Raw genomic sequence first — 13,835 nt, 5'->3', positions numbered from 1 at the left:
AGCCGCATCGGCTTTTTTCGCGCGGGAGCTGGACCCGCGACCGCCACGGTAGTCGAATTCATCGAGGAACACAAGGAATCTTTCGGAGTCGAGCCGATCTGCCGAGAGATCCAGATCGCTCCGTCGACCTACTACGCCGCGAAAGACCGGCCGCCGTCGGCCAGGGCGGTCCGCGACGGTGAACTCAAAGGTGAGATCCGCCGTGTCTTCGAGCAGAACTACGGCGTGTACGGCGCGCGGAAGGAATCCACCGGGGCGACGACCACGACCTGGGAGTACGGCCCGGGTACGTTCACCCCGGTCGGTCAGCTCACCCGGACCGAGGTCGACGCCCGTTTCCACGCCATCGTCGCCGACCACCTGGGCACCCCCACCGAACTGGTCGCACCGGACGGAACGGTGGCCTGGCGAGCCCGGACCACCCTGTGGGGCCGCACCACGGCCACCTCGGACGCGTGCCCACTGCGCTTTCCCGGCCAGTACTTCGACGCCGAGACCGGCTGGCACTACAACCTGCACCGCTACTACGACCCGGAGACCGGCCGCTACGCCAGCCTTGACCCGCTCGGCCTGTCACCGGCGCCAAATCCGACCACGTACGTACCCAACCCCAACCGACAGATCGACCCTCTCGGCCTGATCTGCGGCGAGGCAGCGAAACAACAGGCACTCCGCGACGCGGGGGTTCCCGAGGGCGCCGAACCACTGGACGCATACATGGATCCGGCGACGACATCCGGCAACAAGCGAATCATGGGAACTGATCACCAGCCGGTCAACTTCCCCACCGAGGTGTACGAGAACGCCGACGGTGACCTCATCGTCTTCCAGGACCACTACACCGGCCACGACTTCGGCGACCCCAACGGCGTCGGCAACCAGCCCCCGCACGTGCACGTTCGTCCCTACTCGGACCCCCGTGGCGGAACGATCCCCGGCGCACAGGAGCATTACTACTATGACCCCGAACTGGGCCGACCGGGTTACTCCGGGCCGCCGTACTGACCTGGCGGGGCTCTACACCGTGGTGCCGGACCTGGTCGGAGTGATCATCCGGCATGTTCGGCTGTCGTGTTTCGGTCCCATGGTGGGGCTTCGGCTGGATCTGCCTCGCTTTCCGGACCGCCCGCCCGCCGAGTGGGAGACAATGGAGTATCTGCAGTGTCAGCTCCTGTTTCACGACGTGGCCGGATTGTCGGTGTCGGGCGGGCAGCTCCCGGCGACCGCCACGATCGAGATCGTCGACGTGCGGGCGAATCGGGTTTCCGTCTCCATGGTCGGGGGTGTCAACATGGCATTCACCGCGTATGAGCGGATCCATCTCGGGCGCATAGGCGCACACCGCGGCACTGCCGAACACGCCTATCTGGGGAAACTTGAGCGTGGACGGTTCACCACCGTTCCCGGGCCGGAAGCGGAGACGTTTCATGAGCGTTTCTGAGTACGTCGCCGCTGTCGCGGGGCTCGATCTCGTCAATCTTCATTGGGATGAGCGAGGGCAGGAGGTGTCGGCGTCGTTCGAAGGGCCCATCCACCCGCCCTTCACGCCGGATGAACCGGGCCATGACCACATGCGGGTGCGGCTCTCGTTCACCGGCGTCTCGGCCATGCGGGTCACCGCCTGGAGTCACATCCCGGTCGACCGGGTCACCATTGCCCGCGATGGAGACCTGGTAATGGCTGCCTTCACTGGACCCGAGACGGCAGTGGAGTGCACGGCAGCGGCGGTGGAGATGTTCATTCTCCCCACCTACTACGCGGCACCCATGTAGCTCAAGACTGGTCGGCGGGTGGTTGCTGGCTGGTGAGTCGGCCTTCTGCCATGCGTTTGCGGACGTCGTTGCGGGCCCAGAGCATCCACGCCCAGGCCAGCCCGAACAACACGCCCACCACGCCCAGGGCGGTGACGACGAAGAAGCCCAGCAGGCTGACCACCTGCAAGACGAGGGCCAGCCCCATGCCCCACGGCCGGGACACGAAGGCGCAGGCGGCGATCAGGACCACCGCGAAGACGCCGACCGACCACCCCTGCCACGTGGCCAGCCCACCATCGGACTTGGCGACCACCAGCAAGGCCAGGAGAACCACGATGGCTTCCAGGCACAACATCGCGGACATGACGCCGCGGAAACCCCTCATCGGGTCGGGGGCGGTCATGCCGGGACCTTCCCGAGCAGGGTGCGGACCTCGCCCGCGGTGAACACCGAACCGGTCGCCACGACGCCCGCGCCGGACAGGGGCTCGGCCGGGTCGTCGGTTTCCTCGGCGAGCTGGATGGCGGCTTCGATGGCGTCGGGCAGGTGCGGGTAGACGGTGACCCGGTCGTCGCCGAAAATCTCTGTGGCTATATCGGCCAGGTGGTCCGGGTCCATGGCCCGGGTCGACGAGTTGGCGGTGATGACGACCTCGGTGAGAACCGGTTCCAAGGCGGAGAGAATGCCCACGGCGTCCTTATCGGCCATCACACCGACCACACCCACGAGTTTCCGGAAGTCGAACTCCGAGTCGAGCGCGCGCGCCAGGGCCTCGGCGCCGTGCGGGTTGTGGGCGGCGTCGATGAAGACGGTCGGGGCGGTGCGGACGCGTTCCAGGCGGCCCGGGGAGATCACCGACGCGAACCCCTCGCGGACGGCCTCCACGTCCAGCTGCCGCTCGGCACCGGCGCCGAAGAAGGCTTCGACTGCGGCCAGGGCCAGTACCGCGTTCGCCGCCTGGTGTTCGCCGTGCAAGGGCAGGAAGATGTCATCGTAGACCCCGCCCAGGCCCTGCAACCGCAGGACCTGGCCGCCGACGGCGACATCGTGCGCGAGCACGCCGAACTCCAGACCCTGCCGCGCCACCGTCGCGTCGACCTCGGTGGCCCGCTCCACCAGCACCCGCGCCACCTCCGGGGTCTGTTCGGCCAGCAGCGCGACCGCGTCCGGCTTGATGATCCCGGCCTTCTCCCCCGCGATGCCCAGGATGTCCGGACCCAGGTACTCGGTGTGGTCCAGCCCGATCGGCGTGATCACCGCGATCCTGCCGTCCGCCACGTTCGTCGCGTCCCAGCTGCCGCCCATGCCGGTCTCGATGACCGCCACGTCGACCGGGGCGTCCGCGAAGGCCGCGAAGGCCATGGCGGTCAGCACCTCGAACTTGCTCATCCGGATGTCGGACCGGGCGTCCACCATCTCGATGTACGGCTCGATGTCCCGGTACACCTCGATGTACCGCTCCGGATCAATCGGTGCGTTGTCCAGACAGATGCGCTCGGTCACCACCTGCAGGTGCGGGCTGATGAACCGACCGGTGCGCAGGCCGAGGCGGGTGAACAACGCGTCGATCATGCGCGTCACCGACGTCTTGCCGTTGGTGCCCGCGACGTGCACGACCGGGAAGGCGCGCTGCGGTGACCCGAGCAGGTCGACCAGGGCGGCGATCCTGGTCAGCGACGGTTCCAGCTTGGTCTCGGGCCACCGGGTGTCGAGTTCCGCCTCGACCTGGCGCAGTTCGTCCAGACTCACGCCTAGAGCGTACGGAGGGCCTGCGCGAACGAGGCGACGGGGAAGGCCAGGGTGGGGCCGTCGGGGTTCTTGGAGTCCCGCACGGCGGCGACCGACGGCGTGTGCGCGATCTCCACGCAGTCCTCGTTGACACCGCTGTGGCTGGACTTCCGCCAGGGGTAACCGACCTCGACACAGTTTGCGTTCGTGCCGCTCCGGCTCGACTTGCGCCACACGAAGCCCACCTCGACGCACTGCGCGTTTGACCCGCTCCGGGTCGACTTGCGCCAAACGATCGAAGCCCGGTCCACCGCGTCCATCAACTTCCTCACTCTCGGTCGTGCTCTCGTGCGATGGTCGCAACGAGTTCCGCCGACTTGGCGGGGCTCAGAGCCAACTCGGCCAGGGTATCGGTCTCAGCGCGGAAGAACGCGATGTGCGCGTCTTCCTCCAGGAAGAGACCGGAAACCTTGTGATCCAAGTAGACGACCGGTTTGTTCCGCTCGAAGTCCAGGAGGGTGAACGAACCATCCAGGCCAGAGTGCCCGCGTAGCGACAGGGGCAACACGTGCAGAGTCGTCGCGCCCCGCTCGACCACCTCCAGGATGTGCCTCAACTGGCGCGCCATGGTCTTGGGGCTGGCGAGCACGCGGCGCAACACGAACTCGTCGACGATCAACCGCAGCTTGGGTGGCTTCTCCTTCGTCAGGAGCGCCTGGCGTGCCAGCCTTGCCGCGACGCGCGAGTCCATGTCCTGGTCAGGCACGTTGCAAACGCGCATCATCGCTCGGACATAGTCCCCGGTCTGCACCAGGCCGGGAATCACCAGCGGCTCGAAGATGATGATCTCCGTGGCCTCGCGCTCGATACGCATGAGGGTCTTGGACTCGTCCGACAACGCGGGCTGGTTCTCCCAGTAGCCGAAGTCGTCGGAGCGTTCGGCCAGCTTGACCAGGCGGTCCCGGTCCTTGCCGATCACCCCGTAGACCACCAGCAGCGAGGCCACATCGGCGGACTTGATCCCCTGCTGGCCCGTCTCCATCCGCGAGATCTTGGACGCCTGCCAGCCCAGCCGCTGGGCCACGTACTTGCAGCTCAGCTTGGCGTTCTGGCGCAGTACCCGCAGTTCCCCGCCGAGTCCCCGGCCGATCACCGTGGGCTGTTTCGGAGTCGCCATCGTCCATCCCCTCCCGATCTTGGTCGCCGACAGTCTTCCGCAACAGTGTGATGGGCGCATTCACTCGATGGAGTCATTGTTGTTGACACCCCTGTGGTGCGATGCTGCCCCGAGTGAAATCGCAACGTTGCGACCAATGGAGGTCCTGATGCACACCGGCACCATCCCGGAGGACGAGCTCAGCAGGCAGATCGCCGCCGTCACCGACCAGTGCGCGCCCCGCCGCTTCGCGGTCTACCAGGTCAAACGCGATGCCGAGGGGAACGCGCTCGACTTCGCCGTGCTCGGCTGGGGCCTGGAGGTCGCGGACGGCCTCGGCGAGGACTACGTCGAGCTCGTCGGCATGCCCGACCGGCGCGGTGCCCGCACGCGCGGCCAGTTCGCCACCCCGGAGTCGGCGGGCCGCGTGCTGTGCGGCAACCACCCGGCCCAGGTCAGGTGGCTCGACCCCGAACCCATTCTGGACTGAACCCCCGAGCCCCGCCCGAGCGGCCCGTTCGAGGGGACAGGCCGCTCGGGCGGATCCACCTCAGCGCGACGCGGCGATGCCCGCGAGCACGAGATCGACGCCCGCGAGGAACTGCTCCCGGTCGTCGTGCTCCCGCACTTGATCTCCCACAGCCCTGGTGAACTGGTACTCCTCGGGATCGAGCCGCTCCCACGCCGCCGACGCGGCCGCCAGGAACTCGGCACGGTCACCCCCGGCCCCCAACACCCGCGCGTTCGCGGCGTTCTGCCCCGCCGCGCCGAGGATGTAGTGCACCAGCGCCGAGCCCGCCGTGAACCACCCGGCCTTGGGCACCCCCATTGCACTGACGTGCCGCCCGATGCTCTCGAAGATGCGCGGCGTCACCGATCCCCACGGACTGCGCGACAACTGCGTAGCAAGTTGCGTGGCAAGCCAGGGATGCTCCGCGATCGCATCGAACAACCCGAGCGCGATTGCCCGGATCCCGTCCGCCGGTTCGTCGGCCTCGACCGGCTTGACGACCGGGGCGATGACCGCCTCCGTCGCGGCGTCGAGCAACTCGTTGCGGTTCGCGACATGCCAGTAGATCGCCCCCGCGCCGGTCGCGAGGCGCTCGGTCAGCGCGCGGAACGTCAGACCGCTCTCACCCGCCGTGTCGAGGATGGCGACGGCGGCCGCGACGATCCGCTCCCGGGAGAGGGCGTCCACGCGCCGGGTCCGTGGTGGCATGCGGGCATCTTGACAGATCTGGAATGTCGTTCCAACATTGGAATGTCGTTCCAATCCAGGGGGAGTCACCATGAACACACCAGTCACGATCGTCGGCGCCGGTCTCGGCGGCCTCACCCTCGCCCGCGTCCTGCACCTGCACGGCGTTCCGGCCGTGGTGTACGAGGCGGAGACGTCGCCGACCGCGCGGTCGCAGGGCGGCATGCTCGACATCCACGACTACAACGGCCAGCTCGCGATCGAGGCCGCCGACCTGATGCCCGGCTTCCGCGACCTCGTCCTGGACGGCCGCCAGGCAATGCGGATCCTGTCCCCGGACGGCTCCGTCCTGCTCTCGAAGCCCGACGACGGAACCGGCGGCCGACCGGAGGTGCTGCGCTCCGAACTCCGCCAACTTCTGCTCGACTCACTCCCGCCCGGCACCGTCCGGTGGGGCCACAAGATCCGCGACGCCCGTCCCGTGGACGGCGGCTACTCGCTGACTTTCACGTCCGGCACCAGCGTTGTTATTGGGCTCCTGGTCGGCGCGGACGGCGCGTGGTCCCGTATCCGCCCACTGCTGTGCGACGCCGCACCCGAATACGTCGGCATCGCCTCCGTCGAGACCTACCTGTTCAACGCCGACACCCGCTATCCGGCCACCGCGCGCGCCGTGGGCGGCGGGTCGATGCTCGTGTCCGGCAAGGGACAGGGAATCTTCGCGCACCGGGAGCGCGGGGACACCCTGCACACCTACGTGGAGCTGAGCCGACCGTTGGAGTGGTTCGCCGCGATCGATTTCACCGATCCGATGGCCGCCGCCGCCCGGATCGCGGCGGAGTTCGACGGGTGGGCACCCGAACTCACCACATTGATCACAGCAGGGGACACGGCCCCGGTCCTCCGCCCGCACTATGCGTTGTCTGCCGGGCAACAGTGGAAGCGGGTGACTGGGGTGACGTTGGTCGGAGACGCGGCGCATCTGACGGCGCCGAACGGGGAAGGCGCCAACCTGGCGATGTTGGACGGGGCCGAGCTTGGTCGCGCTCTGGCTTCCGGGGGCGATATCGAGGAGGCGCTTGCTTCGTATGAGGACGCGATGTTCGCGCGCTGCGCGGAGATCGCCGCTGGGAAGGACGCCGTTCTGCTGGAAAGCCTGTTCGGCGACAACGCCCCCGACAACGTGATGCAACTGCTGAACGAACAGAACCACTGAACGGCGCGGCACTCCCGTCGCCACCTCCTGTGGACAACTCCCCGAACCTGCCGTGGACGAGGCTGGTCGGCGGTTCGTCGGAGTGTCCTCGATGGACTCTCGTCGGACCTGTCGGTCAGGGCAGATCGGCGAAGAAGTCGAGGATCAGGGGATAGGAGCGCTTCGCGGACGTGTTGTGGTCCACGCGCCCCAGGTCGGTGATGGGGGCGTCGACGCCCCGGCTCCGGAATGCCTCCTGGCACCGGACGGAGTTGCCGATCGGGACCAGCTCGTCGCCGTCGGTGGCGGTGAACAGCCGAACGGAGGCGCGCGGCGTCCAGCCCGCGCACGATCCGTCGCTGGCTTGGGCCGCGCGGAGCATCGGGCCCGTCGGGTGTCGCAGCTGCTGCACCGCCCAGTCGGTGAGCAGGTCCGCAGGAGTGTCCGGCAGCTTGGCGGCGATATCGGCCCCGGAGTGCGTCCCGTCGAAGAGATCCGGCACGACGGTGTCGTACGGGGCGCGAAAAGCCTGGGCGGGCAGGCGGTACAGCCGGTTCATCGCCACCAGGTAGTAGGCGATGGAGATCGTGGCGAGTTTGGGCACGATCGTTCCGTCCAGGGCTGCGGGGAACTGGGTGCCGTACAGGTCGTAAACGCCGCTGACACCGGCGATGGCGCGCACGGAGAAGCGTCGGTCTACACCTTCCCGCAGTGCACGGCCGAGTGCCATGGCGGCAGGCCCACCCTGGGAGAAGCCGGTGAGCAGGACACGGCGGTCCAACGTCCGGCCTGCCCGGCGCACGAAGGTGTCGGCCGCGCGCAGCAGGTCCACCGACGCACTCGTCTCGGTGGGCAGGTCGAGGTAGGGGTGTGCACCGTCGCCGGTGCCCAGGCCGAGGTAGTCGGGGGCGACGGTGGCGTAGCCCGCCGCCGCGAAGGTGATCGGAGCGAGTCGGTTGGTGTCGGCACTCACCGAACCGGCTTCCGCCTTGGCGGCGATGGTTCCGTGCTGGAAGTCGATCGTCGGGAGCCGGTGCCCGCCGCCCCGGGGCAGGGCGACGGCGCCGCTGGCGGTGATCGGCCTGCCGGTCGGGTCGACTGTCCGGTACTCCAGCCGGTAGGCGTCGACCCCGTAGCGCACCCACCGGGTGTCGATCGACTGTCCGGCGAGCAGTTCGGTCACCTGGGCCGGGGTCCGGCTCGTGATCGGCACTGCCGAGAGCAGCTCGCCGCGGCGGGCGGGACCGGCCGGTGCGGGGACGGTCGCGGTCGTGACCAGGCCGATCGACAGGATGACGACCAGAATGGATTTGATCATGAACTGACGCTAGGGGACGACCGGCACCGCCACGATCCGGTCAGCACCCGTGTTCCCGGTAGGGCCTGCCGGAGGTGATCACACCGCCCGGACAGGCCGTCCGGGCGGTGTCGACCGACGTGTTCAGGCAGGCAACGCGGCCAGGCGGGCCTGGACGCGGGTGATCTCGGTGGCGGCCGCGTCCCGGCGGGTTCGGATCTTGTCGACGACGTCGGCCGGGGCCTTGTCGGTGAACTTCGGGTTGCCGAGCTTGGCCTCGCACTGGGCGAGTTCCTTCTCCGCCACGCCCAGGTCCTTGGTCAAGCGCTTGCGCTCCGCCGCCACGTCCACCGCGCCGGACAGGTCCAGCTCGACCGTCACCGTGCCCCCCACCAGCGGCACCTCCAGCGAAGCACCGGCAGTGAACCCATCCTCCGGAGCCGTCAGCCGAGCCAGCGAGGTCACCGCCGAGACATGCGCGGCAAGACCCGCCTCGTCCACACCGGACAGACGGGCCGCGACTCGCTGACCGGGCTTCACACCCTGGTCGGCGCGGAACCGGCGGATCTCCGTGATCAGCTTCTGCACGCCCTCGACCCGACGGCGCGCGTCGGCGTCGGCCGGGACGCCCGCAGGCACCGGCCAGTCCGCGATGACCACGGACTCCTTGCCCGTCAACGCCTTCCACAACACCTCGGTCACGAACGGCGTGATCGGGTGCAGCAGCCGCAGCACCGTGTCGAGCACGTGGCCCAGCACCGCGCGCGTGGCGTCCGCGCGCGCGCCGCCCTCGGCGATCTGGACCTTGGCGAGCTCCAGGTACCAGTCGCAGTACAGGTCCCAGACGAAGTGGTAGAGCGCGTCGCAGAGCTTGGCGAACTGGAAGGCCTCGAACAGGGAGTCCACTTCGGACACCAGGCTGTCGGCGGCGTCCAGGATCCAGCGGTCGGCGTCGGTCAGCGAGTCGCGCGCGGGCAACGCGACCGCGACCGTCGCACCGTTGCTCAGGGCGAACCGGCTGGCGTTCCACAGCTTCGTGCAGAAGTTACGCGAGCCCGCCGCCCACTCCTCCGCCAGCGCCATGTCACTGCCCGGGTTCGCGCCGCGCGCCAGGGTGAAGCGGGTGGCGTCGGCGCCGAAGCGGTCGAGCCAGTCGAGCGGGTCGATGACGTTGCCGCGCGACTTGGACATCTTCTTGCCCTGCGCGTCGCGGATGAGCCCGTGCAGGTAGACGTGGTCGAACGGCTGCTTGCCGTCCATCGCGTACAGGCCGAACATCATCATCCGGGCGACCCAGAAGAACAGGATGTCGTAGCCGGTCGACAGGACACTGGTCGGGTAGAACTTCGCCAGGTCCGGAGTCGACTCGGGCCAGCCGAGCGTGGAGATCGGCCACAGGCCGGCGGAGAACCACGTGTCGAGCACGTCCGGGTCCTGCCGCCAGCCCTCGCCGGACGGCGGCTGCTCGTCCGGGCCCACGCACACGACCTCGTCGTTCGGGCCGTACCAGACCGGGATGCGGTGGCCCCACCACAGCTGGCGCGAGATCGTCCAGTCGTGCATGTTGTCGACCCAGTCGAAGTAGCGCTTGGCCAGCTCCGGCGGGTGGACCTTCGTGCGGCCGTCCCGCACCGCGTCGCCCGCCGCGCGGGAGAGCGGCTCGACCTTGACCCACCACTGCAACGACAGGCGCGGCTCGACGGCCGTGTCGCAGCGCGAGCAGTGGCCGACCGAGTGCAGGTAGGGGCGCTTCTCCGCGACGACCCGGCCGCCCTCGCGCAGCGCCGCGACCACGGCCGGGCGCGCCTCGAACCGGTCCAGGCCCTCGAACGGGCCGGGCACGGTGATCACTCCGCGCTCGTCCATGATCGTCAACGACGGCAGGTCGTGCCTGCGGCCGATCTCGAAGTCGTTCGGGTCGTGCGCCGGGGTGACCTTGACCGCGCCGGTGCCGAACTCGGGGTCCACGTGCGCGTCCGCCACGATCGGGATGCGCCTGCCGGTGAGCGGCAGCGCGACCTCGGTCCCGATCAGGTGGCGGTAGCGCACGTCGTCCGGGTGAACGGCCACCGCCGTGTCACCGAGCATGGTCTCCGCGCGGGTGGTGGCCACCACGATCGAGTCGGCGCCGTCGCCGTAGCGGATGGAGACCAGCTCGCCCTCGTCCTCGGAGTGCTCGACCTCGATGTCCGAGAGCGCGGTGCGGCAGCGCGGGCACCAGTTGATGATCCGCTCGGCGCGGTAGATCAGCTCGTCGTCGAAGAGGCGCTTGAACACCGTCTGCACGGCGCGGGACAGGCCGTCGTCCATGGTGAAGCGCTCGCGCGACCAGTCGACGCCGTCGCCGAGGCGGCGCATCTGGTCGAGGATCTTGCCGCCGTACTCGGCCTTCCACTCCCAGACCCGCTCGACGAACTTCTCCCGGCCCAGGTCGTGCCGGGACAGGCCCTCGCCCGCCAGCTGCCGCTCGACCACGTTCTGCGTCGCGATGCCCGCGTGGTCCATGCCGGGCAGCCACAGCGCCTCGAAGCCCTGCATGCGGCGGCGGCGGGTGAGCGCGTCCATCACGGTGTGGTTGAGCGCGTGGCCCATGTGCAGGCTGCCGGTGACGTTCGGCGGCGGCAGCACGATCGTGTAGGGGGGCTTGTCACTGGTCACGTCGGCGGTGAAGTACCCGGCGGCTACCCAACCCTGGTACAGCTCCGCCTCGACCGCGGCAGGCTCCCAGGCCGCGGGAAGGTCAGTGCTCGGCAAGGTGGGGATCTCAGTCACACGCCGAGTCTACGGAGGCCTGCGAAAACGGGTCGAACCGGGAGCGGGCAGGCCACTACCGTCCGTTCATGGCGAACCCGAACCCCTCGATCCCCAGCCGACCGTCGCTCGACGGGTTGGCGGCCGTCTGGTCGCAGCGGTGGGCCGAGTCCGGTGTATACCGGTTCGCCGGGGACCGGCCGCGCGAGGAGGTCTTCTCCATCGACACGCCGCCGCCCTCGGTCAGCGGGGCCCTGCACATCGGGCACGTGTTCTCGTTCACGCAGACCGACATCGTGGCGCGGTACCAGCGGATGCGCGGCAAGGACGTGCTCTACCCGATGGGCTGGGACGACAACGGGCTGCCCACGGAACGGATGACACAGAACGCTTACGCGGTGCGGTGTGATCCGTCGTTGCCCTATGACCCGGACTTCTCGCCGTCCGGTGAACCGATGGCGGTGTCGCGACGCAACTTCGTCGAGCTGTGCGAGCGGTTGACGACGGAGAGAGAGGCCGACTACGAGCGGCTTTGGCGTGAGATAGGGCTATCGGTCGATTGGTCACGCGGTTATACGACCATCGGTACGCGCGCGCGGCGGCTTGCCCAAGCGTCATTCTTGCGGCTGCTGGACGCCGGTGAGGCTTATCAGGCCGATGCGCCGACGCTGTGGGATGTCGGGTTCAAGACCGCGGTCGCGCAGGCGGAGGTGGAACACCGGCCTGTGCGTGGAGCGCTGCACACGTTGCGGTTCGGTCCGGTGGAGGTCGCGACGACGCGGCCGGAGCTGCTGCCAGCGTGCGTCGCGTTGATCGCGCATCCCGACGACGCGCGGCATGCGGCGTTGGTGGGGACGACGGTGCGTACGCCCGTTTTCGGCGTGCCAGTCCCGGTGTTGGCGCACCCGGACGCGGAGCCGGAACGCGGGAGCGGACTGGTGATGTGCTGCACGTTCGGTGACCTGACCGATGTGCGGTGGTGGCGTGAGCTGGGCCTGCCGGTGCGCGCGGTGATCGGGCGCGACGGCCGGTTCCTGGCGGACGCGCCCGATGGCGTGCCTGCGGAGCCGTACGCGGGGCTGGCGGGCGCGACCATCCACACGGCACGGGAGCGGATGGTGGCACTGCTCCGGGCCGAGGGGGCGCTGGCGGGCGAGCCGGTGCCGGTGGAGCGGCCGGTGGCCTTCTACGAGCGCGGGGACAAGCCGCTGGAGATCGTGTCCGGGCGGCAGTGGTTCATCCGGTCGACGGCGCACCGGGCGACGTTGCTGGCGCGTGGGCGGGAGCTGTCGTGGCAGCCGGAGCACATGCGGGTGCGCTACGAGAACTGGGTCGAGGGGCTGGCCGGGGACTGGTTGATCAGTCGGCAGCGGTTCTTCGGGGTGCCGTTCCCGGTCTGGTACCCGATCGGCGCGGACGGGGAACCCGATCATGGGCGGCCGATCCGGCCCGATCGGCTGCCGGTCGACCCGGCATCGGACACGCCGCCGGGGTTCCGCGCGGAGCAGCGGGGCGTGCCCGGCGGGTTCGTGGCGGACCCGGACGTGATGGACACGTGGGCGACGTCGTCACTGACGCCGCTGCTGGTGTGCGGGTACGGGGAGGATCCCGACCTGTTCGCGCGGACCTATCCGATGGACCTGCGGCCGCAGGGACACGAGATCATCCGGACCTGGCTGTTCGGCTCGGTGCTGCGCGCGCACGCCGAGACCGGGGTGCTGCCGTGGCGGCGGGCGGTGCTGTCGGGGTGGGTGATGGACCCGACCTGGCGGAAGATGAGCAAGAAGGCGGGCGACGCGTTCGCGCCCGACCTGGTGCTGGCCGAGTACGGGGCCGACGCGGTGCGGTACTGGGCGGCGTCGGGGCGGCCGGGCGTGGACACGCGGTTCACCGAGACGAAGATGCGCGACGGTCGGCGGCTGGCGAACAAGCTGCTCAACGCGAGCCGGTTCGTGCTCGGGTTCGAGGCCGGGGCGGTCGTCAGTGAGCCGTTGGACCTGGCGGTGCTGGGTGAGCTGGACGCGGTGGTGGCCGACGCGACCGCGTCGTTGGAGGCAGGCGAGTACACGGACGCGTTGGAGCGGGTGGAGCGGTTCTTCTGGTTCTGGTGTGACGACTACCTGGAGCTGGTCAAAGACCGCGCCTACGGTGACAGCGACTCCGCGCGCGCCGCGTTGCGGATGGGGCTGTCGGCGGTGCAGCGGCTGCTGGCGCCGTTTCTGCCGTTCGTGGCGGAGGAGACGTGGTCATGGTGGCAGGAGGGGTCGGTGCACCGGACGGGTTGGCCGACCGCTAACGGAGAGTTATCGAATCCACGGCTGTTGTCGATCACCACGGAGGTGCTGGCGGCCATTCGCCGCGCCAAGTCGGCGGCCCGGCGGTCCATGCGGTGGCCGGTGTCGTCGGTGATCGTCTCCGGGCCCCCGGCGGCGATCGACCTGCTGCCCCAGATCGAGGCCGATCTGCGCGCGGCGGGCTCCGTTCGGACGCTGCGCGGCATCCGCACGCCCGAATCGGCGCTCACGGTGGCCGTCACCCTTTCGCCGGAATAGCCGAGTGATCCACGCCACTCGGCGGTTATTACCCGACACCCGGACGTCCTCGGACATACCGCGGGTATGTCCGAGGACGCTCGAAACTCTTTGTTTGCGCCAATCGGGTGACTCAGGGCAACCGTTTCCCACCGGCCCGACCGTTGGTCCGCTCCCGGGTGCCGTTCACCGCACCGAACGGGGTCCGTGAGACCGGTTTGTTAA

At 69.2% G+C, this 13,835-nt stretch carries 13 protein-coding genes and 1 other annotated feature; of the genes, 6 read left to right on the top strand and 7 right to left on the bottom strand.

Annotated elements, in window-relative coordinates:
* The 3 genes from C503_RS0126250 to C503_RS0126240 all read left to right on the top strand — a co-directional run.
* Positions 1-1,005, top strand: a 1,005-nt coding sequence (locus tag C503_RS0126250; protein ID WP_018685198.1) for an RHS repeat-associated core domain-containing protein, incomplete at its 5' end; no start/stop codon positions are given.
* Positions 10-123 (top strand) — a sequence feature (AL1L pseudoknot). (Overlaps the previous gene by 114 nt.)
* Positions 959-1,441 carry an Imm50 family immunity protein gene (locus C503_RS0126245; RefSeq protein ID WP_018685197.1) on the top strand — a complete coding sequence of 161 codons (483 nt, stop codon included), beginning with the start codon at positions 959-961 and terminating at the stop codon, positions 1,439-1,441. The genes C503_RS0126250 and C503_RS0126245, both read left to right, overlap by 47 nt.
* Positions 1,428-1,772, top strand: a complete 345-nt coding sequence (locus tag C503_RS0126240; RefSeq protein ID WP_018685196.1) for a hypothetical protein — start codon at positions 1,428-1,430, stop codon at positions 1,770-1,772. The genes C503_RS0126245 and C503_RS0126240 overlap by 14 nt, the downstream gene beginning before the upstream one ends.
* A gap of 1 nt (position 1,773) precedes the next feature.
* Here the strand turns inward: C503_RS0126240 and C503_RS0126235 are convergent, their stop codons facing one another.
* The 4 genes from C503_RS0126235 to C503_RS0126220 are packed head-to-tail and all read right to left on the bottom strand — an operon-like array spanning position 1,774 to position 4,659.
* On the bottom strand, positions 1,774-2,157 hold the full coding sequence (locus tag C503_RS0126235; protein ID WP_018685195.1) for a DUF4233 domain-containing protein: 384 nt from the start codon (positions 2,155-2,157) through the stop codon (positions 1,774-1,776).
* Positions 2,154-3,503: a bifunctional tetrahydrofolate synthase/dihydrofolate synthase gene (gene folC / locus C503_RS0126230; RefSeq protein WP_018685194.1), complete on the bottom strand. Its 1,350-nt coding sequence runs from the start codon at positions 3,501-3,503 to the stop codon at positions 2,154-2,156. Before folC ends, C503_RS0126235 begins: the two co-directional genes overlap by 4 nt.
* A 2-nt stretch (positions 3,504-3,505) precedes the next feature.
* Positions 3,506-3,802 (bottom strand): DUF397 domain-containing protein, encoded by a 297-nt coding sequence (locus C503_RS0126225; protein ID WP_018685193.1) that lies wholly within the window; start codon positions 3,800-3,802, stop codon positions 3,506-3,508.
* A gap of 8 nt (positions 3,803-3,810) precedes the next feature.
* Positions 3,811-4,659, bottom strand: coding sequence for a helix-turn-helix domain-containing protein (locus C503_RS0126220; RefSeq protein ID WP_018685192.1), 849 nt, complete (start codon positions 4,657-4,659; stop codon positions 3,811-3,813).
* Between the two features lie 148 nt (positions 4,660-4,807).
* Here C503_RS0126220 and C503_RS0126215 point away from each other — a divergent pair, with 148 nt between their 5' ends.
* Positions 4,808-5,128: a hypothetical protein gene (locus C503_RS0126215; protein WP_156893493.1), complete on the top strand. Its 321-nt coding sequence runs from the start codon at positions 4,808-4,810 to the stop codon at positions 5,126-5,128.
* Between the two features lie 60 nt (positions 5,129-5,188).
* Here the strand turns inward: C503_RS0126215 and C503_RS0126210 are convergent, their stop codons facing one another.
* Positions 5,189-5,857: a TetR/AcrR family transcriptional regulator gene (locus C503_RS0126210; RefSeq protein ID WP_026316716.1), complete on the bottom strand. Its 669-nt coding sequence runs from the start codon at positions 5,855-5,857 to the stop codon at positions 5,189-5,191.
* 70 nt (positions 5,858-5,927) lie between these two features.
* On the opposite strand from C503_RS0126210, the gene C503_RS0126205 reads away from it, so the two are divergent.
* Entirely contained in the window at positions 5,928-7,052 is a 1,125-nt protein-coding gene (locus C503_RS0126205; protein WP_018685189.1) for an FAD-dependent oxidoreductase, read from the top strand.
* Positions 7,053-7,167: 115 nt separating this feature from the next.
* On the opposite strand, the gene C503_RS40935 is transcribed toward C503_RS0126205, so the two are convergent.
* Both C503_RS40935 and C503_RS0126195 read right to left on the bottom strand, forming a co-directional pair.
* The gene (locus tag C503_RS40935) at positions 7,168-8,349 is read right to left on the bottom strand and encodes an alpha/beta hydrolase family protein (RefSeq protein ID WP_018685188.1); all 1,182 of its coding nucleotides are present in this window, start codon (positions 8,347-8,349) and stop codon (positions 7,168-7,170) included.
* A gap of 123 nt (positions 8,350-8,472) precedes the next feature.
* Positions 8,473-11,100: a valine--tRNA ligase gene (locus C503_RS0126195; protein ID WP_018685187.1), complete on the bottom strand. Its 2,628-nt coding sequence runs from the start codon at positions 11,098-11,100 to the stop codon at positions 8,473-8,475.
* Positions 11,101-11,168: 68 nt separating this feature from the next.
* On the opposite strand from C503_RS0126195, the gene valS reads away from it, so the two are divergent.
* On the top strand, positions 11,169-13,631 hold the full coding sequence (gene valS / locus C503_RS0126190; RefSeq protein ID WP_018685186.1) for a valine--tRNA ligase: 2,463 nt from the start codon (positions 11,169-11,171) through the stop codon (positions 13,629-13,631).
* Positions 13,632-13,835 lie beyond the last annotated feature (204 nt).

It is taken from the genome of Actinokineospora enzanensis DSM 44649, from assembly GCF_000374445.1.
Classification (GTDB): Bacteria; Actinomycetota; Actinomycetes; order Mycobacteriales; family Pseudonocardiaceae; genus Actinokineospora; species Actinokineospora enzanensis.
This window is presented reverse-complemented; position numbering and strand designations above follow the sequence as displayed.

Bases quoted from the DNA above. Each gene is read 5' to 3' on its own strand.
- C503_RS0126225 (WP_018685193.1), bottom strand. From the start codon at position 3,802: ATGGACGCGGTGGACCGGGCTTCGATCGTTTGGCGCAAGTCGACCCGG.
- C503_RS0126245 (WP_018685197.1), top strand. From the start codon at position 959: ATGACCCCGAACTGGGCCGACCGGGTTACTCCGGGCCGCCGTACTGAC.
- C503_RS0126220 (WP_018685192.1), bottom strand. From the start codon at position 4,659: ATGGCGACTCCGAAACAGCCCACGGTGATCGGCCGGGGACTCGGCGGG.
- valS (WP_018685186.1), top strand. From the start codon at position 11,169: ATGGCGAACCCGAACCCCTCGATCCCCAGCCGACCGTCGCTCGACGGG.
- C503_RS0126240 (WP_018685196.1), top strand. From the start codon at position 1,428: ATGAGCGTTTCTGAGTACGTCGCCGCTGTCGCGGGGCTCGATCTCGTC.
- C503_RS0126235 (WP_018685195.1), bottom strand. From the start codon at position 2,157: ATGACCGCCCCCGACCCGATGAGGGGTTTCCGCGGCGTCATGTCCGCG.
- C503_RS40935 (WP_018685188.1), bottom strand. From the start codon at position 8,349: ATGATCAAATCCATTCTGGTCGTCATCCTGTCGATCGGCCTGGTCACG.
- C503_RS0126215 (WP_156893493.1), top strand. From the start codon at position 4,808: ATGCACACCGGCACCATCCCGGAGGACGAGCTCAGCAGGCAGATCGCC.
- C503_RS0126210 (WP_026316716.1), bottom strand. From the start codon at position 5,857: ATGCCACCACGGACCCGGCGCGTGGACGCCCTCTCCCGGGAGCGGATC.
- C503_RS0126205 (WP_018685189.1), top strand. From the start codon at position 5,928: ATGAACACACCAGTCACGATCGTCGGCGCCGGTCTCGGCGGCCTCACC.